General features: G+C 68.2%; 16 protein-coding genes. 15 read left to right on the top strand and 1 reads right to left on the bottom strand.

Features of this window, described 5'->3' with window-relative positions; translation table 11 throughout:
- Nucleotides 1-18: 18 nt before the first annotated feature.
- Nucleotides 19-6,849: a response regulator gene (locus ASC87_RS24755; RefSeq protein ID WP_056669104.1), complete on the bottom strand. Its 6,831-nt coding sequence runs from the start codon at nt 6,847-6,849 to the stop codon at nt 19-21.
- A 381-nt stretch (nt 6,850-7,230) separates the two neighbouring features.
- Here ASC87_RS24755 and ASC87_RS24750 point away from each other — a divergent pair, with 381 nt between their 5' ends.
- The 15 genes from ASC87_RS24750 (at nt 7,231) to ASC87_RS24680 (ending at nt 23,083) form a co-directional block, all read left to right on the top strand.
- A complete protein-coding gene (locus ASC87_RS24750) occupies nt 7,231-8,028 on the top strand; it encodes a helix-turn-helix domain-containing protein (RefSeq protein ID WP_056669101.1) in 798 nt (265 codons plus the stop codon).
- 77 nt (nt 8,029-8,105) lie between these two features.
- Complete coding sequence (locus tag ASC87_RS24745; protein WP_056669098.1) at nt 8,106-8,621, top strand: DUF1269 domain-containing protein; 516 nt, start codon at nt 8,106-8,108, stop codon at nt 8,619-8,621.
- Nucleotides 8,622-8,666: 45 nt separating this feature from the next.
- Nucleotides 8,667-9,197: a hypothetical protein gene (locus tag ASC87_RS24740; protein ID WP_056669095.1), complete on the top strand. Its 531-nt coding sequence runs from the start codon at nt 8,667-8,669 to the stop codon at nt 9,195-9,197.
- A gap of 36 nt (nt 9,198-9,233) precedes the next feature.
- The gene (locus ASC87_RS24735) at nt 9,234-10,352 is read left to right on the top strand and encodes a cytochrome c oxidase subunit II (RefSeq protein ID WP_056669093.1); all 1,119 of its coding nucleotides are present in this window, start codon (nt 9,234-9,236) and stop codon (nt 10,350-10,352) included.
- Nucleotides 10,353-10,361: 9 nt separating this feature from the next.
- Entirely contained in the window at nt 10,362-12,119 is a 1,758-nt protein-coding gene (locus ASC87_RS24730) for a cbb3-type cytochrome c oxidase subunit I (protein ID WP_056669090.1), read from the top strand.
- Nucleotides 12,116-12,667, top strand: coding sequence for a hypothetical protein (locus ASC87_RS24725; protein ID WP_056669087.1), 552 nt, complete (start codon nt 12,116-12,118; stop codon nt 12,665-12,667). The genes ASC87_RS24730 and ASC87_RS24725 overlap by 4 nt, the downstream gene beginning before the upstream one ends.
- A complete protein-coding gene (locus tag ASC87_RS24720) occupies nt 12,664-13,332 on the top strand; it encodes a cytochrome c oxidase subunit 3 (RefSeq protein WP_157604336.1) in 669 nt (222 codons plus the stop codon). Before ASC87_RS24725 ends, ASC87_RS24720 begins: the two co-directional genes overlap by 4 nt.
- A gap of 8 nt (nt 13,333-13,340) precedes the next feature.
- Nucleotides 13,341-13,655 (top strand): cytochrome C oxidase subunit IV family protein, encoded by a 315-nt coding sequence (locus ASC87_RS24715; RefSeq protein ID WP_056669081.1) that lies wholly within the window; start codon nt 13,341-13,343, stop codon nt 13,653-13,655.
- A 9-nt stretch (nt 13,656-13,664) separates the two neighbouring features.
- Nucleotides 13,665-14,561: a heme o synthase gene (cyoE, locus tag ASC87_RS24710; RefSeq protein WP_056669077.1), complete on the top strand. Its 897-nt coding sequence runs from the start codon at nt 13,665-13,667 to the stop codon at nt 14,559-14,561.
- A 70-nt stretch (nt 14,562-14,631) separates the two neighbouring features.
- Nucleotides 14,632-15,000: an SPW repeat protein gene (locus ASC87_RS24705; RefSeq protein WP_056669073.1), complete on the top strand. Its 369-nt coding sequence runs from the start codon at nt 14,632-14,634 to the stop codon at nt 14,998-15,000.
- Nucleotides 15,001-15,489: 489 nt separating this feature from the next.
- Nucleotides 15,490-17,049, top strand: a complete 1,560-nt coding sequence (locus tag ASC87_RS24700; protein WP_056669070.1) for a thioester reductase domain-containing protein — start codon at nt 15,490-15,492, stop codon at nt 17,047-17,049.
- Nucleotides 17,050-17,074: 25 nt separating this feature from the next.
- Nucleotides 17,075-18,823, top strand: coding sequence for a fatty acyl-AMP ligase (locus ASC87_RS24695; protein WP_082568915.1), 1,749 nt, complete (start codon nt 17,075-17,077; stop codon nt 18,821-18,823).
- Nucleotides 18,820-20,553: an acyl-CoA dehydrogenase family protein gene (locus ASC87_RS24690; protein ID WP_082568914.1), complete on the top strand. Its 1,734-nt coding sequence runs from the start codon at nt 18,820-18,822 to the stop codon at nt 20,551-20,553. Before ASC87_RS24695 ends, ASC87_RS24690 begins: the two co-directional genes overlap by 4 nt.
- Complete coding sequence (locus ASC87_RS24685; protein WP_082568913.1) at nt 20,550-22,310, top strand: acyl-CoA dehydrogenase; 1,761 nt, start codon at nt 20,550-20,552, stop codon at nt 22,308-22,310. Before ASC87_RS24690 ends, ASC87_RS24685 begins: the two co-directional genes overlap by 4 nt.
- Nucleotides 22,310-23,083, top strand: a complete 774-nt coding sequence (locus ASC87_RS24680) for an SDR family oxidoreductase (protein ID WP_056669064.1) — start codon at nt 22,310-22,312, stop codon at nt 23,081-23,083. Before ASC87_RS24685 ends, ASC87_RS24680 begins: the two co-directional genes overlap by 1 nt.
- Nucleotides 23,084-23,095: the final 12 nt, after the last annotated feature.

Below are 23,095 nucleotides of genomic sequence, written 5' to 3'. Positions count from 1 at the left end.
CGCGGCGTGCGGCCATGGCTACACACCAGATCCATGGGATGGCGGGGGGGCCTCAACCGAACGCAGGCTCGCGATGACGGGGTCGAGTGCCAGGACCACCGTCGTCAGCAGGGCCTCGGTCTCGGCCGTGCCGGCACCCCTCCTGCAGGCGTGCTCGAGCGCACCGGCGGCTTCTTCGATGGCGTGCGCGCCCAAGGTGCCCGCCGCGCTCTTGAGGTCGTGTGCCAGGCGCTGGGCCGTCCGCACGTCGTGCACGGCGCAGGCGTCGCGAAAGCGGTCTGCAAAGCCGGCTTCGCCGTCCCGGAACATGCAAAGCAGGCGCCGGAAGAGGGCTTCGTCGCCCATCACGTTCGCGAGCCCGAGCCGGCTCTCGATGCCGGACAGCCCCGCGAGCCCCGGCGGTGCGGACGGCCGAATCCAGCGCGCGAGTGTCGCGAACATCTCGGCGACGTTGATGGGTTTGGCAATGTGATCGTTCATGCCCGCCGCCAGCACCTTCTCGCGATCGCCGACCATCGCATTGGCCGTCATCGCGATGACCGGGAGCGTTTGCCAGCGCGGATGCGCGCGCAGCGCACGGGTCGCCGCATAGCCGTCCATGACCGGCATCTGGCAGTCCATCAGGACACCGTCGAAGGACTCGCGCGCCAGCATGTCCAGCGCCTCGCGGCCGTCGTTGGCGACCCGCACGATGATCTCGGCGTGGCCCAGCAGGTCGCGTGCGAGTTCCTGGTTGAGCGGATTGTCTTCGACCAGCAGGATGCGTGCGCCCGCGAGGCCGGCCCGGTGGCTTCGCAGCGCCTCCTCGTGCAAATCGCGGCGCGTGATGCGCTCCTGGGGCTGGCCGATCGCCTGGAGGCAGGCGTCGAGAAGCGTGGAGGGCGAGACCGGCTTGGTCAGCGTGGCGGCCGCGGCGAGTTGTTCGGTGGCCATCCGCCGCGACATGTCGTCGCGGCTGAATGCCGTGAGCATCATGACGGTGGGTGGCGGGTGGTGCAGGGCGATCTGCGCCAGGCGTTTGAGGCAGTCGACGCCGTCCATGCCGGGCATCTTCCAGTCGAGCAAGAGCAGGTCGTACGGCGCATGGCGCGCATCCGCCGCGGCGATCGCCTCGATCGCCGCGGCGCCGTCGTTCGCGGCCGAGGGTTGGAGACCGAGCGCGCGAGCCGTCTGGAGCAGCACTTCCCGGGCGCAATCGTTGTCATCGACGATCAGCGCCCGGGCGCCCTGCAACTTGGCCGGGGTGGTGAGCACGTCATGGGCGGCGCGCTCCTGCCCGCGACCGAAGGCCGCGCTGAAGTGGAACCGGCTGCCCCGGCCCTGGATGCTGTCCACGCCGAGCTCGCCCCCCATCATGCGCACCAGGTGGTGGCTGATCGCCAGGCCCAGGCCCGTGCCGCCGAACCGCCGGCTGGTCGACGAATCGCCCTGTGAAAACGGCGTGAAGAGCCGCTCCTGCTCTTCCGGGGTGATGCCGATGCCGGTGTCGCGCACCTCGAAACGCAGCTGCACCGAGGCTGCATCGTGCGCCAGCACCTCGACGCCGACGACCACCTCGCCGCGCTCGGTGAACTTGACCGCGTTGTAGCCCAGGTTGAGCAGCACCTGGCCGAGGCGGGAGGGGTCCCCCACCAGTGCCCTGGGCAGGTCCGGCGGCAGTGCGAACACGAGTTCCAGGCCCTTTTCCTCCGCCCGCATGCCGATCAGGTTGGCCAGGCTGTCCATGACATCGCCGAACTCGAACGGGATGCGCTCGATGTCCAGGTGACCGGCCTCGATCTTCGAGAAATCGAGGATGTCGTTGATGATGCCCAGCAGCGACTCGGCCGCCTGGTTCACCTTCTGCACATAGTTGAGCTGCTGCGCATCGAGGCCGCTTTGCAGCGCGAGGTACGACATGCCGAGGATCGCGTTCATGGGCGTTCGGATCTCGTGGCTCATGTTGGCCAGGAATTCGCTCTTGGCCTGGTTCGCCGCCTCCGCCACCTGCCGCGCTTCCCGTTCGGTCTCCGCCCGCCGGCGTTCGGTCAGGTCCAGCACGAAGGCCACGCCGTGCTCCTGGGAGCCTTCCAGGAAGGCCGCGCCGAGCAAGACCGGGACGCGCCGGCCATCCCGGTGGATGAACTCCTTCTCGTAGAGCGTGCACGTGCCGGTTTGCCGGAGTTCCGCCGCCGCGCGGGCATCTGCCGGGCGGTACTCGGCCGGCGTCATGCTGACCCACCCCACGGGGCCGGCCAGCAGCTCCTGCGCGCTGTAGCCGACCAGGTCGAGGAAGGCCCCGTTCGCCTCCGTGACGTGACCGTCGACGTTCCAGAAGAAGATGCCGATGATGTTGGATTCCACGATCCGGCGGACCCGGCTGTCGCGCTCGCGCAGCGAGGCCTCGGCTCGCCGGCGCTCGATGTTCTCCCGCTGGAGGTCGGCATACAGCAGCGCGTTCTCCAGCGAGATGGCGGCTTGCCCGGCCAGCAGTTCCAGCACCGTCAGGCGCTCCGCGGAGAAGGCGTGCGTGACGAGGTTGTTCTCGAGGTAGAGCAGGCCGATCAGCGTGGCCTGGCGCGTGATGGGCAGGCAAAGCACCGACCTCGACTGGCGCAGGGCCAGGCAGGGATCGGTGGAAAAGGGGTTCGCCTGCGACGCGTCCGCCAGCAACACCGGCGTCTGGCTGCGCCGGACGTAGTTCAGGATGCTCGACGGCAAGGCCGGCGCCTGCAAGGACTCCCCGAGGAGCAGCTGCACCTCGACCCCATCTTGCGCCGCCATGGCCACGGCGGCACGCATCAGCCCCTCGCCGCGAACCAGCAGCAGTTCCCCGGTCTCGGCGCCGGCATTCTCGAGCACGATGTGCATCAGGGTGTCGACCAGCTCGTCGAGCACGATCCGCCCCGAGATGGCCTGCGACGCCTTGACCACCGACAACAGGTCCACCTCGGCCACGCTGCGGGCCGGGAACGCGGGGAAGGGCGACTCGGGGTGCGCGGCTGCCGTGGTGGCCGCCGAGGGGGCCACCGCGACGCCCAGTTGCGGGTAACGGGCCTCGAGCTGCCCGACCTTGGCGTGGGCCCCCCAATGCGCGAAACAGCCTCGGGCCTCGAGCAGGTGTGCGCGGGCGGCGGTCGTGGCGCCGCGTGCCAGATAGAACTTCGTCGCGAGCTCGTGCGCGATCCCCTCCGTGCCGCCGAAGCCGTTGTCGCGGGCAGATTGAATGGCTTGTTCGTACAGGCGCATCGCGTCGAGATCGCGGCTTTCGAGGCGTGCGATTTCGGCGCCTACCAGCGCGGCGCGGCCGTGGAAGTTCCCGGGACAGTTCCGGGCCCACTCCGCCAGTTGCTCATGGTGGCCGCTCAGCGCGGCGGCATGCCGCTGGCGCTCGTCGGGGCCGGCGTCGCCGCAGCGCGCCGCCCGGGCCAGGGCGGCGAAGAAGTGGTACTCGGCCAGCTCGATGTGTGACGGCGAGGTCCAGCGCAACGGCTCCGCCCTGGACGCCGCATGGAGCGCGGACGCGCCATCGTCCATCAGGAAGCGCGCCTGCAACTTGCGGATCCAGTACCAGCACGCGGCGATGGCGAGGCGGGGGTCTTCGTCCAGGTGGTGCTCGAACGCGGCTTCGTCGAATGGGGCATCGGTGGACAAGGCTGGCCCGGACGTCGTGCCGCGCAACGTCCGGACCAGTTGCCGCTGTCCGGTCATGATGTCGACGACCAGGCCGAAGCGCGCCCTGGACGCAAACGCGAGCCCGACCTCCACCTCGCGCTCGATCTCCTCGAGCGGCGCTTCGCTGGCGAGCAGGTTGGTGACCTGGTGGTTGCCGCTGTAGACGGCGAAAGTCAGGTCGCCGCTTTCGTTGGCCACGTCGAACGCCCGCCGTATCCAGGGACGGCCGGTGCGGAAGGGATGTGTCCACGGGTTGACCACATTCCCGAAGTGCAAGTACACGCGTGCCTTGTAGCGGCCCAGTCCGCGCTGGTCCACCAGGGCCAGGCCCAGCCTGCCGAAGCGGTACCCGTCCTGGTAGTTGCCGAAGCGGGGCCCGAGGAACATGCCGAGCCATGCGTAGCCGATGCACGAACCGTCGCTGTGCCCGTGCGCCAGGCTGATGTTGGCCATGCGCCCCACGACCAGGCCAAGGAGGTTCTCGTCCGTGAAGAGCGTGGGCGGCAGGATCGCGGTGAGCACGTCCATCGTTGCGCGGGCGTCCGGGTCGCTCATCATCGGCAAGTCGATGAGTTCCTCGATCTTGCGTTCGCCGAGAAGCTGGAACATGCGTTCGAATTCATCCCGGACATCCTCCCGCGTCGGGTGCGGTGACCACTGCACGTTCACCCGCCGCAGGTAGGCCAGGCCCGCCTCGACCCCACGGTCGCTGCGGTCCAGCGTCGTGTAGAGATTCACCCGGGCGCAGGTGACGGCGGCCAGCTCGGCCAGGCCGGTGGCGCGATCCGCCAGCATCGACAGCCGTTCTTCCGCCGGCACCAGATCGCCGGTCAGGTACTCACACTCGGCCCGATGGAACTCGAGCGCGAAGCTGAGATCGTGGCGGCGCTCCCAACGGTCCTGAGGCAGCATCGTGAGGCCCGCCGCCAGATACTTCAGTGCCGCCGCATAGGCGGTCGATGCCTTGGCGCGCCTGCCGGCCACGAGATTGAGCTCGGCGACCCGTTCGCGTTCGCCGGGCAGGGTGATCAGTTCGGTGCTGCGGTTGAACTGGTTCACGATCTCGAAGATCTCGGCGTCGATCTCGGCGGGGGCCATCCGCGACGCCAGCAACCGGCCGATGCGCAGGTGCTCCGCCGCGCGCTCGCCCTCGGAGAGGAGCGAGTACGCGGCTTCCCGGACGCGATCATGCGGGAATGAATAGGTGTCGTCCGCGCGGGAGACCAACCCGGTTCGTACCGCATCCCACAGGGCGGCGTGGGTCTGCGCTGGCGGCACCCCTTGAATCATGCCCAGGCGGCTGGCCTCCACGTCGCTGCCGAGGCAGGCCAGGAGCCTCATGGCGGCCTGCGTGGCGTCGGGCAGGCGGTTGAGCTTGCCGACCATGAGATCGACGACGTTGTCGGTCAACCGCTTCGCGCGGATCCTGGCGGTGTCCCAGGTCCAGGCCGCGGTGGCGGGGTTGAACACGAGCAAGCGCTCCTCGGCCAGCGCGAGGATGAACTGGTTCGCGAAGAAGGGATTGCCGCCGGTCTTCTGGTGCACCAGTTCGGCCAGACCTCGAACGTGCCCGGGTGGGCAGTGCAGGGTCTCGACGAGGAGCCGTGCCACGTCGCCGAGCCCGAGGGGCGCGAGAACGACCTCGTGGACCGGCACCTTCCCGGCACGGCGGATCACCTCCAGCGTGCGCGACAGAGGGTGAAGGGCGTCGACCTCGTTGTCCCGGTAGGCTGCGATCAGCAGGAGGTGGCGCAGGTCAGGCTCGCTGATCGCATGTTCCAGCAGGGCCAGCGTTGCCGAATCCATCCACTGCACATCGTCCAGGAACAGCACGAGCGGGTGCTCCGGCTGCGCGAAGACCTCCAGGAATCGCTGGAACACCCGCTGGAAGCGATGCTGCGTGTCCTGGGGCGGCATCTCCTGGGCGTCAGGGACGGGGGGCTGCTGCCCGACGATGAACTCGAGCTCGGGAATGAGCGTGACGATGAGTTGCCCGCTCGTGCCCAGGGCCGCCCGCAGCGCCTCGCGCCAATGGGCCACCTGCGCTTCGCTCTGGCCCAGGATCTGGCGGATGAGCGCACGAAAGGCCTGTGCCAGCGGGGCGTAGGGGATGTCCCGCCGGTGCGGGTCGAACTTGCCCGCGGCGAACAAGCCACGACGCGGGACAAGCACCCGGTGCAGTTCGTTGACCACCGACGACTTGCCGATGCCGGCATAGCCGGACACCAGCACGAACTCCGGTGCCCCATCGGCTGCGACCCGGCCGAAGGCCTCGACCAGGGTGTCGATCTCGGCCTCGCGCCCGTACAGTTTCTCCGGGATGCGCAATTGGGCCGACGCGTCACGCGAGGCCAGCGGGAACGCGTCGATTCGCTGCAGGGTCTCCCATTGGGTGAGGCACCTGCGCAGGTCGGCCTCGAGGCCGGTGGCGGTCTGGTAGCGGTCCTCGGCGGCCTTGGACAAGAGCTTCATGACGATTGCCGAGAGCATCTCGGGAACGCCATGCACGCGGGCCGCGGGTGTCGTCGCCTGGCGGGCGAGGTGGCAATGGAACAGCTCGATCGGGTCCGACGTGTCGAACGGCAGCACGCCGGTCAGCATTTCGTAGAACGTGACGCCGAGCGCGTAGAGGTCGCTTCGCGAATCGATCGAGCGGTTCATCCGCCCGGTTTGCTCCGGTGCCATGTAGGCGAGCGTGCCCGCGACGTCCTCGGGTGACGCGGGCGCATGACGCTCGCGCGGCTGGCGGGTGGCGATGCCGAAACCCATGAGATGAACGTGGCCGGTCACCGGGTCGACCAGCACGTTGGCTGGCTTGATGTCCTTGTGCACGATGCCCCGATCGTGGAGGTGCGCGAGCGCGGCCGACAGCGCGCACGCGATGTGCAGGAACCGGGTGGGCTCCATGGGGTGTCCGACGAGGCCGTCGAGAGGCTCCCCACCGGGGTCCGAGAGCAGCAGCACCTGGCTGCCATTCCAGCGGACGAACTCAAGGGGACGAACCGCCCACTTCGGATCGAGTTCCAGCATCAACGCATGCTCATGGACGAGCCGCCGGGCGCCTGTCGACCCGGGGGACTCGGCGGCCACGGCCTTCGCCAACCGCGGTTCGGTGGCGTTCGGCGTCAGCACCCGATACAGCACGAACTCCGCGTCACGCCGCATGATCTCGAAATGCTGATCTGACGGAGTCATTGGCCCCACGTCGCTTTGCTCCTGCCCCCCCGAGGGGGGCGCCCGCGGTCGCCCGGGGGACCCGGGCTCGGCGGTAGCTTGATCTGGCGCTTCGCTTCGCTTGCTCTCCTGGCGTGCGCGGTTCGGGGCTTTGCTCGCTGCGCTCGCTCGCCCCCGCGCCTGCTGTCGCACCGGCGCAGTCCCGGCTGTCCGGGCAAAATCTCGGGTCATCCCGGCGAACGCCGGGACCCACCGTGTCCAGGCGCTGCGACGTCCCGGTCACCTCTGGCCGGGAACCCAGTGCCGCGAACGGCTCGATGTGCCACTTCGCCGCGGTGGCCCGCAGACGGCCGTGGCCGGCTCTGATACGGTATTGGGGTCATTCAATGTGTTCTTCCAGCCATGTCGCCTGTTTTCCCCCTGTCCGAGTCGGACACCGCCGTGCTCCGCGCCTTCGTGCAATCGGGCGACGAGGTCTGCCGCATCACTGCCCCCGGCGGCCGCCCCAGGGGGCTGCTGTCGGGCACGGGGGCGGGCGTGCTGTCGGTGGAGGCGGACGGCGGCCGGTGGGTGGTGCCACCCGGCCACGCGATCTGGGTGCCTCCCCAACGGTTGCATGGCTTGCGGCCGCACGGCCCGTTCTCGGGCTTCAGCGTGTACATCGCGGAAGGCGCCTGCGGCACGCTGCCGGACAGTCCGCGAGTCGTGCGCACCTCGGGCCTGCTGCGCGAAGCGGTGTTGCGCGCAGTGGATTGGGCGGGCGGCCCGAAGGACTCCGCGCAGCGCCGCATCGCCGAAGTCGTCTTCGATGAGATCCGCGCGTTGCCCCACGAACCGTTCGGCCTGCAAATGCCGCGCGACCCCCGGCTGCTGGCCATAGCGACCGGGATCCTCGACCATCTGGCGGACTCGCGCGGCCTGGAAGACTGGGCGGACGCCGCGGCCATGGCGCCACGCACGCTGACACGGCGCTTTGCCTCGGAAACCGGCTTCAGCCTCGCGGACTGGCGCCAGCGCGCGCGCCTGATGCAGGCGATGGCGTGGCTCGCGGCCGGCGTGCCGGTGAACACCGTGGCGATCGACCTCGGCTATGACAACGTGAGCGCGTTCATCGCGATGTTCCGCCGCACGCTCGGCACCACGCCAGGCCGGTATTTCGCCGTGCCCGCACGCGCGGCGTCCCCGACCCCGGCGGCTTGAACCGCGGCCTCCCGAGGTGTATAAGGTTTCCAACGGCTCATTCGCACACGTTGAAATCGCGAATCAAGGAGCATCACATGCGCAGACGAATTTATTGGCTGCTGCCCGACCTGGCCAGTGCCCGGCGGACGATGAACGACCTGTTGCTCGCCCGCATCGCGGAGCAGCACATCCACTTCGTGGCAAAGGAGGACGCTGACATGACGGGCCTCCACGCCGCCAACCTCCTGCAGACCTCCGACGTCATCCGCGCGGCCCAGGCCGGGTTGGTCATCGGTGGCGGTGGCGGGGTCGTGGCCGGGGTGCTGGCCGCGGTGTTCTTCCCCATCGTCGGTGACCAGCCCCAATGGGGCATCGCCGCGGTGCTGGCCATGGCAGGGGCGGCGGTGGGCGCGTGGGCGTCGAGCATGATCGGCGTGTCCACCCCCAGCAACCGGCTGAAACGTTTCGAGACCGCCATCGAGAAGGGCCAGATCCTGCTGATGGTCGATGTGCCGCGTTCCCGCATCGACGAGATCGAAGCGCGGTTGCAGGCCCTGCATCCCGAGGCCCGCCACGAAGGCGTGGAGCCCAACATTCCCGCGTTCCCTTGAGGCGCGCCGCCCCGCCCGGGCGGACCGTTGTTGCCGGAGGCGACCATGGAATTTCCCCTTCACCTGCACCTGCATCGCTGGGAGCGGCGCACCCCTGACTGGACCGCCGCCGCGGTGGCCGGTTTCGCAGGCGGCGCCGTGCTGATGGTGCTCGAGCTGGTCTGGTCCGGCATGTCGCTGGGTGACGCGGGCCCGTGGCGCACGTCGCACCTCGTGGCGGCATTGCTGCTGGGGCCAGAGGCCATGTGGAGCGCGTCGCCGGGTTTCGACGCGGGGCTCGTGGTCGCGGCGCTGTTCACGCACTACCTGCTCGGCATCGCGTTCGGGCTGCTGCTGGGGTTCGTGGCCACGGGGTTCCACTACGAGTCCAATGCCAGCGCCATGGCGGGCATCGGTGCGGCCTTCGGGGCGCTGCTGTATGTCGTGAACTTTCACGTGATGGTGCGGTGGTTCCCGTGGTTCATCGAGTTGCAGGGCTGGCCCACGTTCACGGCACACGTGGTGTTCGGCCTCACGGCGGCGCTGCTGTACTGGAAACTGGCGCGAAGCGCACCCGCGCGGCAGCGGCTCTTCTGACGGGCGGGGCGCGGGACCGCACAGCAGGCTCCCACCATGGCAATCACTGTCGTCCTGCTCCTCGTTGTCATCGGGTCGCTGCTGTTCCATTGGCTCACCCCGTGGTGGACAACCCCGCTCGCGTCCAACTGGGGCCGGATGGACCAGACGCTGTCGATCACCTTCGTGATCACCGGCATCTTCTTTGCCATCATTTCCTTCGCGCTGGTGTGGATCCTGTGGCGCTACCGCCACCGCCCCGGCCACACGGCGGCCTATGAACCCGAGAACCACCGGCTCGAACGCTGGCTGATCGGCGTCACCACGGTGGGCATCGTGGGCCTGCTGGCGCCGGGACTCGTGGTGTACGCCGACTACGTGCGCCCGCCGAACGACGCGATGGTGCTCGAGGTGGTGGGGGAGCAGTGGCAATGGCGTTTCCGCTTCGAGGGCCCCGACGGGCGGCTGGGCGGCACCGACGCACGGTTCGTGACCCCCGACAACCGGTTCGGCCTCGACCCGGCGGACACCCGGGGCCTCGACGACGTGCTCGTGTCCGGCAACGAGGTGCACGTGCCGCTCAACCGGCCCATCCATGTGCTGGCCCGGTCGCACGACGTGCTGCACGATTTCTACGTGCCACCGTTTCGCGCGCGCATGAACATCGTGCCGGGCCAGGTGAGCAGCTTCTGGTTCACGCCCACGGTGGCTGGCCGCTACGAATCGATGTGCGCGCAGCTCTGTGGCGTGGGGCACCCCAACATGCGCGGCATCGTCGTGGTCGAACCCGAGGCAGCGTTCCACGCGTGGCTCGCGCAGCAGGGCACGTTCACCACCGCACTGGCCGAAGCCGCGAAGGCCAAGGCGTCGGCGGTGGCCGGCGGACCCCTCGTGGACCAGGGGCGGGCGCTGGCCGGCGCCAAGGGCTGCCTGGCATGCCACAGCATCGACGGCCGCGCGGTGGTGGGTCCCACGTGGAAGGACCTCTTCGGCAAGATGGAATCGATGGACGACGGCACCACCGCCAGGGTCGACGAGGAGTTCCTGCGCGGCTTCATCCGCAACCCCACGGCCCGGTCGGTCAAGGGCTATCCGCCGGTGATGCCCAAGGTGGAACTCACCGAACCCGAGCTTGACGCGCTGGTCGCGTACATCAAGGCGCAAGCGCCGCAATGAGGGCACGACATGGCCTACGTCATCCCGAGCCACCCTGACGAACCGCACCACGCACCCCAGAGCTTCTGGATGCGCTACGTGTGGAGCCAGGACCACAAGGTAATCGCGGTGCAGTACAGCTGCGTCGCCATCGCGGTGGGGCTGGTGGGTCTCGCGCTGTCGAACCTGATGCGGTTGCAGATCGGGTTCCCCGGCGTGTTCGACTTCATCAATGCCGAGCGGTACTACCAGTTCGTCACGATGCACGGGATGATCATGGTGATCTACCTGCTCACGGCGTTGTTCCTCGGCGGTTTCGGCAACTACCTGATCCCGCTGATGGTGGGGGCGCGGGACATGGTGTTCCCGTACCTGAACATGCTCAGCTTCTGGTTCTACTTCCTGTCGGTGATCGTGCTGATGACGAGCTTTTTCGTGCCGGGCGGGCCCACCGGCGCGGGCTGGACGCTGTACCCGCCACAGGCCATCCTGCCGGGCACGCCGGGGCACGACTGGGGCATCATCGTGATGCTGGTGTCGCTGCTGATCTTCATCGTGGCGGCCACGATGGGGGGCCTGAACTACGTCACCACCGTGCTGCAGGCGCGCTGCGAAGGCATGACGCTGCTGCGTTTGCCGCTGTCGGTGTGGGGCATCTTCGTGGCCACCATCCTGGCGCTGCTGGCGTTCCCGGCGCTGTTCGTGAGCGGCGTGATGATGCTGTTCGACAAGACCCTCGGCACGAGCTTCTTCATGCCGTCGCTGGTGTCGATGGGGCAGGTGTCGGCCCACAAGGGCGGCAGCCCGCTGCTGTTCCAGCACCTGTTCTGGTTCTTCGGGCACCCCGAGGTGTACATCGTGGCGCTGCCGGCCTTCGGCATCGTGTCGGACCTGATCAGCGTGCACGCCCGCAAGGCCATCTTCGGCTACCGCACGATGGTGTGGGCCATCGTGGCCATCGGTGGCCTGAGCTTCGTGGTGTGGGCGCACCACATGTTCGTGAGTGGCATGAACCCGTACTTCGGCTTCTTCTTCGCCACCAGCACGCTGATCATCGCGGTGCCCACCGCCATCAAGGTCTACAACTGGCTGCTGACGCTGTGGCGCGGCGACATCCACCTGTCGGTGCCGATGCTGTTCGCCCTCGCGTTCATGCTGACCTTCCTGCTGGGCGGGCTGACGGGGCTGTTCCTCGGCAACGTCAGCGTGGACATCCCGCTGTCTGGAACGTACTTCGTCGTGGCGCACTTCCACATGGTGATGGGCGTGGCGCCGTTGCTGGTGGTGTTCGGTGGCATCTACCACTGGTTCCCGAAGGTCACCGGCCGCATGCTCGACGACCGGCTCGGCCACCTGCACTTCTGGGTGACGTTCCTCGGCACCTACGCGATCTTCTTCCCGATGCACTACCTGGGGCTGCTGGGCATGCCGCGCCGGTACCACAACTACGTCGGCTACGAGTTCATCCCAGCCTCGGCCCACACGTTCAACGCGTGGATCACGGTGCTCGCGCTGATCGTGGGCGCCGTGCAACTCGTGTTCGTGTTCAACCTGCTGTGGAGCGCGTTCCGTGGCCGCAAGGCCGACCCGAACCCGTGGGAGGCGGCGTCGCTCGAATGGGCCACGCCCGAGACCCCGCCAGCCCACGGCAACTGGGGCCGTGACCTGCCTGTCGTGAACCGGTGGGCCTACGCCTACAGCGTGCCCGGTGCCCGCCGCGACTTCATTCCCCAGGACGCTCCATCGAAGGACGGCGGCCAGGAACCTGCCAACGGAGGTTACTCATGAACACCTCGGCGCTTCACCTCGGACAGCCCGGCGAGGCCGCGCGTGAGCGTGCGCTCAGCGCGGGGTTGTGGGTTTTCCTGGTGGTGGTCACCAGCCTGTTCTCGCTGTTCCTGGCTGCTTACGTGATGCGGCTGAGCAGCCCGGATGCCACCGCCATCCCGATGCCATGGCAGCTGTGGCTCAGCACCGCGGTGCTGGCACTCGGCAGCGTGATGATGCACCGGGGCCAGTTGATCGCGGGTGGTGCGTGTGCCTTGGGATTCCTGGTGGTGCAGTGGTGGGCCTGGCAGGCGCTGCAGGCGGCCAACGTCGTGCTCACCGGCAACCCGGCGGCGAGCTTCTTCTACCTGCTCACCGCGTTGCACGGCCTGCACGTGGCGGGGGGGCTCGTGGCCTGGGCAAACGTGCAAGCCGAACCCACGCCAGGCCGCATCGCGTTGTGCGCGCGGTACTGGCACTACCTGCTGTTGCTGTGGGTGGTGCTGTTCGCGGCGTTCGCATGGATCACGCCCGACGTGGCACGCGCCATCTGCGGGGTGACGGCATGAGCGCGGTGCCGGTGACCAGCAGTGGTGCCCGCGGCCTGGTGTCCGATTGGTCGGCCGATCGCCAGGCTTTCCACGTGCCGTGGGGCAAGGCGATGATGTGGGTGTTCCTGCTGAGCGACACCTTCATCTTCGGTTCGTTCCTCACCGGCTACATGACGGTGCGCGCGTCCATCACCGCGGCCTGGCCCAACCCGAGCGAGGTGTTCGCGCTGCACGTGGGCGGGGTCGAGGTGCCGTTGTTGCTGATCGCCATCATGACGTTCGTGCTGATCACCAGCAGCGGCACGATGGCGATGGCGGTCAACTGCGCCTACCGCGGTGACCGGGCCAACGCGGCCACGCTGATGATCGTCACGGCCGGCTTCGGCGAACTGTTCGTGGCCATGCAGGCGTTCGAATGGTCGAAGCTGATCATGGAGGGCATGCGGCCCTGGGAGAACCCGTGGGGCGCGGCACAGTTCGGGTCCATCTTCTTCATGGTCACCGGATTCCACGGGCTGCACGTGACGGGCGGGGTCATCCTGCTCCTCGTCGTGGCGGTCAAGCTGCTGCGGGGTGACTATGCCGCGGCTGGCAGCGAGCAGATTGTGGAGATCGTGGGCCTCTACTGGCACTTCGTGGACCTCGTGTGGGTCTTCATCTTCGCGCTCTTCTACCTCTGGTGAGGCCATCCATGAGCACCAAGACCGGTCAACAACACCCCATCGGGCTCTACCTGAAGATCTGGCTGCTGCTGTTCGTGCTGAGCACGCTGTCGTACATGGTCGACTACTTCCACCTCAGCGGCTACCTGCGGTGGGGGCTGATCCTGTTGTTCATGATGCTGAAGGCGGGGCTGATCGTCGCGGTGTTCATGCACCTCGCGTGGGAGCGGCTGGCACTTGTCACGGCCATCCTGCTGCCCACGTTCGGCCTGCTCGTGCTCGTGGCGCTGATGGCCATCGAGGCCGGCCACACGCACGCGATCCGCCAACTGTTCTTTCGCTGACCACCGCCCATGGCCCACGCCGTCGGGACTGCCGCTGCCCGTGCCCCTTGGCGGCGGTACGTCGAGTTGACCAAACCGCGGGTGGTGGCGCTGATGGTGTTCACCGTCGCGGTGGGCATGATGCTGGCCGCGCCGCAGGGTGTGCCGTGGCGGGTGGGATTGTTCGGCACCGCCGGCATCGCGATGCTCGCGTGTTCGGCCGCGGCGCTGAACCACCTGATCGACCGGCGGGTGGATGCGGTCATGGCACGCACCCGTGCCCGGCCGCTCCCGAGCGGCACGCTGCAGAGCGTGCAGGCCGCGGCGTTCGCGGCCGTGCTGGGTGCCGGGGGCACCGCGCTGCTGGTGGCATTCACGAACAACCTGTGCGCGGTGCTGACGCTGGCCTCCCTGGTGGGGTATGCCGGTGTCTACAGCCTGTTCCTGAAACGCAGCACCCCGCAGAACATCGTGATCGGCGGTGCGGCCGGCGCCGCGCCGCCACTGCTCGGCTGGGTGGCGGTGACCGGCCACCTGGACGCCGGCGGGATCGTGCTGTTCCTGATCATCCTGGTGTGGACCCCGCCGCATTTCTGGGCCCTGGCGATCCATCGGCGAGACGACTACGCCCGCGCTGCGCTGCCGATGCTGCCCGTGACACACGGCGTGCCGTTCACTTGCCGGCGCATCCTCGGCTACACGCTGCTGCTGTGGGCGGTATCGCTGCTGCCGGTGGCCATCGGGATGGCCCACCTCCCGTACCTCGTGGGAGCAGCCGTGCTCGGCGGGCGCTTCACGTGGCTCGCGTGGCGGCTGCGGCAGGACACCCGGCTGGCGATGCCGGTGTTCCGCTTCTCGATCGCCTACCTCGCGGCCCTGTTCGCACTGTTGCTCGTGGACCACTGGTTCACGCCGGGTGGCGGCTGACGGAACATCTCCCCTGCGAACCGGCTCCAACCGGAGCCGGCCATTGGGTCGCCGGAAGGAGGTTATCGCCATGACGAAGTTCTTCAAGCATTGGCAAGATCCGGTCAACGCGCTGATCGGGTTGGGCCTGTTCCTGTCTCCCTGGCTCTTCGATTTCTCCAACCAGTCCACCGCCGCCGCGAACGCCGCGCTGGTGGGCATCGTGCTGATGGCGGTGGCCATCGGGGCCACGGTGGTGCCTCGGGCCTGGGAAGAATGGACCGAAGTGGCGCTCGGGCTGTGGCTCGTCGTTTCGCCGTGGGTGCTCGGGTTCGCCGACCGCATGGACATCATGCGGATGACGGTGGGGGCGGGCGTGGTGGTGCTGGTGCTGGCGGCGTGGACGCTGGCCACCGACAAGGACTACAACGGCTGGATGCGCGGCCGCATGGCGCACTGAGCCAGGGCTCTCTGTCGCGCCGGCTGCCCGCAGTGCGGTCGGCGTGCCGTCCGGAGGTCGTGGTCCGTCGCGACCTTCCCGGCGGCGATCCCGGGCGCGGGGCCGATCAGGTCGATCGGACTGTCGCCCGTGGGCGAACTCGTGCCGCGACGACGGGCCCTCGAGGCCGGCGGGCTTGTTCCGCATGCGAACGCGCCGCGAAACGCACCGCGACCGCCGAAGCGATTCACAAAGCGCCGTGGTTCGCTGTCGCGGCTTCGCAGGCCGCGCAAATGATGAAACCACTGCAAGGCTTTACAGGATGAGTTCGCCGGCAAACCGTGTGACAGTCCAGCGCGGTGCCGGTCGAAGCGGTGGTTTCACCAGGGGCGTGCGAAGACGAACGCCCCGCACCGGTCTCGGCGATGGACAGATTGGGCGATACCGTGGCGCGCTCCAGTCGGTCGATCGTTGCACAACGATCCCAACTCAAACAAGGATTTCTCCGCCATGGAAAAGATCGAATCGGCGCCCGATGCGGACATCGTGCGTGCCTGGCTTGTCGAATTGGTTGCCGGCTATCTCGAATGTGCACCGAGTGCCATCGTGCCGGGTGAATCGCTTTCGGAGTACGGACTGGATTCGGTCTACTCGCTGACGGTATGCACCGACATCGAAGAGAAGCTGGGTTTGTCGCTGGAGCCGACCATCATCTGGGACTACCCGAGCATCGATGCCCTGACGGGTGTGCTCGTCAAGCTTCTGGCCGCCCGAACGGACTCTGGCCGGGACCACCTGACGGCGGGCCATGGGCGGAGCCTGCCTTCCGGTGCCCTGGCCGCCGAGGCGCAACTGCCTGACGACATCCATCCCGATCCCTCGGCCGTTCCCGCCGCGGATGCACCGTACCGCCATGTCCTGCTCACCGGCGCCACCGGATTCGCCGGCGCCTTCTTGCTGCGAGAGATCCTGGATCGTTCGGAGGCCCGGGTCTTCGCTCTCGTCCGAGCGCCTGACACCGGCGCCGGCCTCGATCGTGTGAGGGACAACCTGCGCCGCTACGGCCTTTGGCGCGAAGCCGATGCGCCGCGGCTGGTGATCGTTCCCGGCGATCTCGGCCTTCCCGGCTTCGGCCTCCCGGACGACGCGTATGCGGACTTGGCCGAACGCATCGATGTCATCTTCCACAACGGTGCGGCGGTCAACTTCGTGCTGCCGTATGCCCGGCTCAAGTCGGTCAACGTGCTGGGCACCCAGGAAGTGCTCAGGTTGGCCTGCCGACGCCGGATCAAGCCGGTTCACTTCGTTTCGTCGATGGGCGTGTTTCCGGAGCGCGCGGGGGTGAACCATTTCGATGAAACGGAACTGCTGGCGCCCGACGGCGTGATGGGCAGCTACCGGCAGTCGAAGTGGGTCGCGGACCGGCTGGTGACCCTGGCTGGACAGCGTGGCTTGCCGGTCTGCGTGTACCGGCCCGGCAACATCACCGGGACACAGACCACGGGGGTATGCACGACCGATTCGATCATCAACGACTTGCTCAAGGGCTGCATCCAGGCTGGAAGCGCGATGGAGTTCAAGATCGACATGCTGTTGATTCCGGTCGATTTCTGCGCCGCCGCCATCGCGCACATCGGGCTGGGCGGCCGGCGGCACGGGGTGATCTTCAACATGCCCGGCGCACGCCGCCTTCCCTGGCGCAAGTTCATCGACATGGTCAATGGATGCGGTTACCCGGTACGGACCATTCCCTATGGCGAGTGGTACGCGAAACTGTCGGCGCCGGAGGCCGCGAACAATGCCTTGCGGCCCTACATGGCCCTGTTCGAGAAAAACGCGCCGAGTGTCGACATCGGGGTGCACGGCAACGAACCACGCATCGCCACAGGCAACCTCGATGCTGCCCTGGCAGGCACGGGGATCGAATGCCGGGCGATCGACGAATCCTTGATGGAGACCTACCTCGACTACTTCAGGTCGATCGGCCATCTGCCGCCGCCTCCGGGCCTTGCACACGCGATGAGCCGCGACGTGGAAGAGAGCGTCGTCGCCGACGTCGCGGATCTGTAGGAGGGGCCGCCCCATGACGAGCACGATGAGTGCTGCCCTGGAACGGGCGGCAGGCATTCCCGCGCTGGTGCGTTTGCGCGCGGAGGAGCTGCCGGGCCAGATCGCGGTGCTGTCGGCAGCGCACCGCCAAGGACAGGTCGAAACCTTCCTGACCTTCCAGCAGCTGGACCAGGAAGCCCGGCGCATCGCGTCGTGGCTTCAGGCCCGGGCGCCGCAGGGGGCGCGGATTCTGCTGCTCTATGCCTCCGGCGCCCGATTCGCCTCGGCGTTCCTGGGGTGCCTCTACGCGGCGATGGTGGCCGTGCCGGCGCCGCTTCCGGGAACCTATCAGCAACAACGGCGCCGGGTCACCTCGATTGCCACCGATGCCGAAGTGGCCGCGGTGCTGACCGAGGAGAGTGAATGGCCATCGGTGTCCGATTGGGCGAACACCGAAGGCTGGGACCCCCTCCCGCATTTCGTCACCGACGCTGCCGGGCCGGGTGACCTCGGTGATTCGCAGGCCTGGACGATGCCCGCCGTCACCCGGGAGACATTGGCATTGCTGCAGTACACCTCCGGCTCGACCGGCGACCCCAAGGGCGTGATGGTCACGCACGGCAACTTGTTGTGCAACATCCAAAGCATCGCCACCGGGCTGGGCCTGACCAGGCCGCTGCGTGTTGGCGGCTGGATACCGCTGTACCACGACATGGGGCTGATGGGCCACCTGTTGACTGGCTTGTGCCTGGGCGGGGGCTGCGTGCTGATGAGTGCCGACGCCTTCCTGCGCAAGCCTTTGCGCTGGCTCCAGTTGATCGCCCAGTACGGCATCGAATTGTCGGCGTCGCCCAACTTCGGCTACGAGCGCTGCGTGCAACAGCCGGCCGACGCGGCCATTGGCGGGTTGGACTTGTCCCGCTGGAAATACGCCTGCAACGGATCGGAGCCGATCAAGCCCGGCACGCTGCGGGCGTTCGCGGCACGCTTCGCCGATGCCGGCTTCCGGGCGGAATCCTTCTTTCCGTGCTACGGCATGGCCGAGGCCACGTTGTTCGTCTCGGGCAGTTCAGGCCGAGCCCCCGTGGTTCGGGTGATCGACGCGGTGAAGCGGGAGGCACACGAGTTCCAGCCGGTGGCGCATGACGTGCCGGGCCAGGCGATGGCCAGCAGCGGCCGGCCTTGCGGCGTGGACCTGCGCATCGTGGACCCACGCACACGGCAGGCGCTCCCGGAGGGATGCATTGGTGAAATCTGGTTGCGTGGCGGCGGCATTGCCCAAGGCTACTGGCGCAAGGAGGCCGCGACGCGCGACATCTTCAAGGCACGCTGTATCGATGGGGAGGGACCGTTCCTGCGAACCGGGGACCTGGGCACCTGCCTGGCGGGCGAGTTGTTCGTGACGGGGCGGATCAAGGAACTCATCATCGTCAAGGGCCGCAACCTGTATCCGCAGGACATCGAGCAGGAACTTCGCAACCAGCACGAAGAACTGGCCACGCTGGCCGGCGCGGTCTTCTCGATTCCGGGCAAGGGTCAGGAGGACATCATCGTCTGCCACGAGATCCGCCGGGCACCGTGGAGCGTGGAACGCTTGAGGGAGATGGCCGTGGCCATGCGGGCCACGGTGACGCGGGAGTTCGGCGTCAATCCCGTGGGCGTGCTGCTGCTGCCGTCACACAGCGTGCTGCGCACGACCAGCGGCAAGGTGCGGCGCGGCTGCATGCGCGACCTGTTCCTCGCCCGTGCACTCGCGCCCTTGTACCAGCACCTCGACCTGAGCCTGGCGACATGACGGACCGGCAATCCCCTTCGGTGGAACTGGACGCGCTGCTGGCCGAGGCTGCGCGCGACGGTGGCCCGTTTTCCACCGCCCGCAGCGCAAGGCTGGATGCCCTGGAGGCTTTTCCGGCCGAGGCCTGTCGTGTGCTCGACGACTTTGGCCTGCCGCGGTATTTCGTGCCGGCCGTGCTGGGTGGCCGGCTCGACGACATGTTCGAGCTGATGCAGCTGTTGCGCGTCGTCGCCCGCCGTGACCTCACCGTGGCCATCGCCTACGGCAAGACCTTCCTCGGTTCGGCACCCGTCTGGGTGGCCGGCCGGCCCGAGCAGGCGGCGTGGCTCGCAGGACAAGTTGGCGCTGCGACGATGGTGACCTGGGCCCTGACCGAACGCCACCACGGCAGCGACTTGATGGCCGGCGAACTCAGCGCTGCGCCGGAGGCGCATGGTGGCTGGCGGCTCGATGGGCAGAAATGGCTGATCAACAATGCCACGCGCGCGCCGCTGGTCTGTTTGCTGGCACGCACCCGTGTCGCGGGCGGCGCCCGGGGCTTCACGCTCTTCCTGGTGGACAAGCGGCAGCTCACTGCCGACAGCTTCACCTGCCTGCCCAAGGAGCGCACGCACGGCATTCGCGGTGCCGATATCAGCGGCATTGCCTTCCACGGCGCTCCACTGCGAGCTGACGCCGTGGTGGGGACGGCGGGCTCCGGCATCGAGGTGGTGCTCAAGACGATGCAGCTGACACGTACCGCCTGCGTTTCGCTGTCGCTCGGCGCGGGCGATCACGCCTTGCGGCTTGCCGCGAGTTTCATCCGGCGGCGCGGTACCCATGGACGGCGCCTGAGCGAACTGCCGAACGTTCGCTGGTGCCTGGGCAGGGCGGCCACGGGGCAGCTGTTGTGCGAGGCGGTCAGCCTGGTCGCGGCGCGCAGCATCCACGCCTTGCCTGATGAAATGAGTGTCGTGGCGGCCATCACCAAGGCTTTCGTGCCAAGCGTGGCCGACGAGGTGATCGCGCAAGCCGGAGAGTTGCTGGGCGCCCGTGCCGTGCTGGTGGATGAGTACGCGGACGGCATGTTCCAGAAGCTCGAACGCGACCATCGCATTGTCGGGATCTTCGACGGCAGCACCGTCGTCAACCGCAATGGCCTGATCAACCAGTTTCCTCTCCTGGCCCGCGCCTACGGCGAGGGCCGATGGAACGCAGACGGACTCGAGGTGGCAGTTTCGCCATCCCGGCCCCTGCCGGCGCTGGACGCGACCCGCTTGTCGCTGCTGTCGCGCCAGGGCTGCAGCCTGGTGCAGAGCGTGCCGGAAGCGGTGCGCGAACTGCGGCAGGCGAATGCCGGCATACCGTTGATCGAGGACCTGGCGCAGGCCTTCGAAGCGGCCACCGTCGATGTCATGGCCGAACTGGCCTCCTGCAGGCCCTCATCGCGCGAAGTGCCGGCGGAGGCATTCGAACTTGCCTGGCGCTATGAACTCTGCTTTGCGGGGGCGGCTTGCCTGCGCCTGTGGTTGCACCGTCCGGCTGACCGGCGCCATGCGACATCCGGCGGTGCGCTGTGGCGCGACGCCATCTGGGTGTCGGCATGCCTCGCGCATGTGCTCACGCTGCTGGGCAGGCCCGCGGACGGTGAACCGGCGTATGAGCAGGTGGCCGAGGTGCTGTTGGCGTTGAACGAAGGCCAGTCGCTGACGCTGCTGGCGAGCGGTACCGACCCGGAGACGCAGCCATGAACGGGCGCGATGCGATGAATGAAAGTGGCATCGGCCATCCCGATGCGGCGCGGTTCGAACGGCGCCTGGGGGACCCCTGGGACGAAAGCAACCCCCTTGGCGTCTCGGCGGTGCTTGCTGCCGACGAGCGGGGCCACGTGCTGGATGCGGGGGAAGCGCTGCTCGACGAATTCGACCTCGCCGCGGCGTTCGTCCCGCCTGTTCACGGTGGCGGCCTGCATCGCGTGGACCATCTGATCCAGTTGCTCCGCGCAGCCTGTCGCCGCGACCCCTGCCTCGGTTTTGGCTACGGCATGAGTTCGCTGATGGCCGCGGCGCATGTCTGGACCGTCGGGAGCCCTCCACAATGCCGGTACGTGGCCGGGCTGCTGCTGGGCAAGGGCAAGCTGGCCTGCGCGTACCACGAACTTGCGCACGGCAACGACATGGCCGGTATCGAGTTTGCCGCCAGGCCGGCCGGCGGCGGCCTGCTGCTCAATGGCCGCAAGGAGGTCATCGGCAACGTCGGCCGGGCCAAGGCGATGGTGCTGTTCGCGCGCACCGGCGAGCATGTCGGCAGCCGCAGCCACTCGCCCCTGCTGATCGACCCGGCCGGCTTGCCTGCCGGGCGCTTCCGGCAGTTGCCCCGGGTGCCGACCTCGGGTGTTCGCGGCCTGCAACTCGGCGGCGTCGAGTTCCTGGACTGCCCGGTTCCGCAGGACGCCGTGATCGGGCCGCCCGGCCATGGGGTCGAGACCGCCTTGCGCGCATTCCAGCTCACCCGCATCGCGCTGTCCGGCATCACCGTCGGCGTGCTGGACAGTGCCCTGCGCACCACCGTGCGCTACGCGCTGGACCGCACGCTGTACGGCCGCGCCGTTGCGGAGCTGCCGCTCCCGCGTGCCGTTTTCGTCGACGCATTCGTCGACCTGCTGGTCAGTGACTGCATGGTTTCCGTGGGGGCCCGGGCCTTGCACTGCCTGCCGGGGCAGGCCAGCGTGCCGGCGTCGGCGGTGAAGTCACTGGTGCCCCGCCTGCTGGTCGGCGCCACCGTGGCCTTGTCCAGCGTCATCGGTGCGCAGTTCTACCTGCGCAGTGGCCCGCATGCCCTGATGCAGAAGCTCGTGCGGGACATCCAGCCGCTGGGCTACGTCCATGCATCGCGAGCCAGTTGCCAACTGGCCATCCTGGCCCAGTTGCCGCAACTCGCCAAACGGTCGTGGGGCGCGGGGGAGGGCGCACCACCGCAGGTCTTCCGTCTCGGTGAAGCGCTGCCCGCCTTGCACTTCGACCGCCTCTCGCTCTCGGCAGGCGGAGCGGATCCGCTGATGGAGGCGTTGCTGGAGACCTTCGAGCAACTGCCTGTCGGCAGTGAGGAGTCGCGCGAGATCCGGCGCCTCACCGAGATCTTCGTCGACGAGTTGCTCGAGTTGAAGCGCACCTGCGCCGAACTCCGCCCCCTGGAGCTCGCGCCCCAGGCGGCACGGCGCAGCTACGCGCTGGCGGACCGCTATGCCGTGCTGCTGGCCGCCAGTTGCTGCGTGAATGTGTGGCGTCACAACCCGTCCGGTGCGGGCGACTTCATGGGCAACCCCGCCTGGATCATCGCGGCGCTCAGCCGGCTGGCGGTGCGGCTGGGCCGGCGTTCCGCCGGCATGTCCGGCCCGCTTCGCTCATGCTTGTACGAGGAGTTGGTGGGCCGTCATCGCGCCGCGGTCTCCTTTGACCTGGCCTGCACCCCGCTTCATCCCGGGGCCGGCCGGACCGGGGCGCCTTGATGAAGGACAAGGTCGTCCTGGTGACCGGTTCGTCCCGCGGCGTGGGTGCCCGCGTGGCAACCTTGCTGGCAGGCCTGGGTGCCCGCCTGGTCATCCACTGCCGGCAGCGCGCGCCGCTGGCCGGGAAGGTGGCCGAAGGCATCACCCGGTTGGGCGCGCAGGCCCTGGTCGTGCGGGCGGACCTGACCGTGCCACAGGACACGCACCGCCTGTTCGGCGACGTCGCGCGGCGCTTCGGCAAGCTGGACGTGTTGGTGCTGAATGCCAGCGGCGGCCTTGAAATCGACAAGCCTGCCGACTACGCGATGCGCCTCAACGTGGACGCACAGTTGCGTGCGGTCGATGCGGCCTTGCCGATGATGCCGCAGGGGGGGCGGATCGTCTTCGTGACCAGCCATCACGCGCATTTCCACGGGCAGCGGCGCACCGTCGGTGAGTATGAGGCGGTCGCCGCCACCAAGCGTGCGGGCGAGACCGCCTTGCGTGAACGCATGCCGGAACTTGCCGCGCGTGGCATCCGTCTGGTGGTGGTGAGCGGCGATGTCATCGAACGCACGGTGACCGCCGTCCTGCTGGAGCGGGCCCGCCCCGAACTCTTCGCCCGGCGGCGGGCGCGCCTCGGCTCGTTGTTGAGCGTCGAGGAGTTTGCCCGTGCCGTGGCGCGCGCTTCCCACGACCCGGATGCGGTCAGCGGTGACACCGTGTACGTGGGTTCGACCGAACCCGACGGTGACGGCCCGACCGGCCACTCCGGATTCATTCACACCTCCTGACGAGACCGATGC

This window comes from Rhizobacter sp. Root1221 (assembly GCF_001425785.1).
Lineage (GTDB): Bacteria > Pseudomonadota > Gammaproteobacteria > Burkholderiales > Burkholderiaceae_C > Rhizobacter.
Note: the sequence above shows the minus strand (reverse complement) of the source record. Positions and strands in the feature narration are given on the sequence as shown.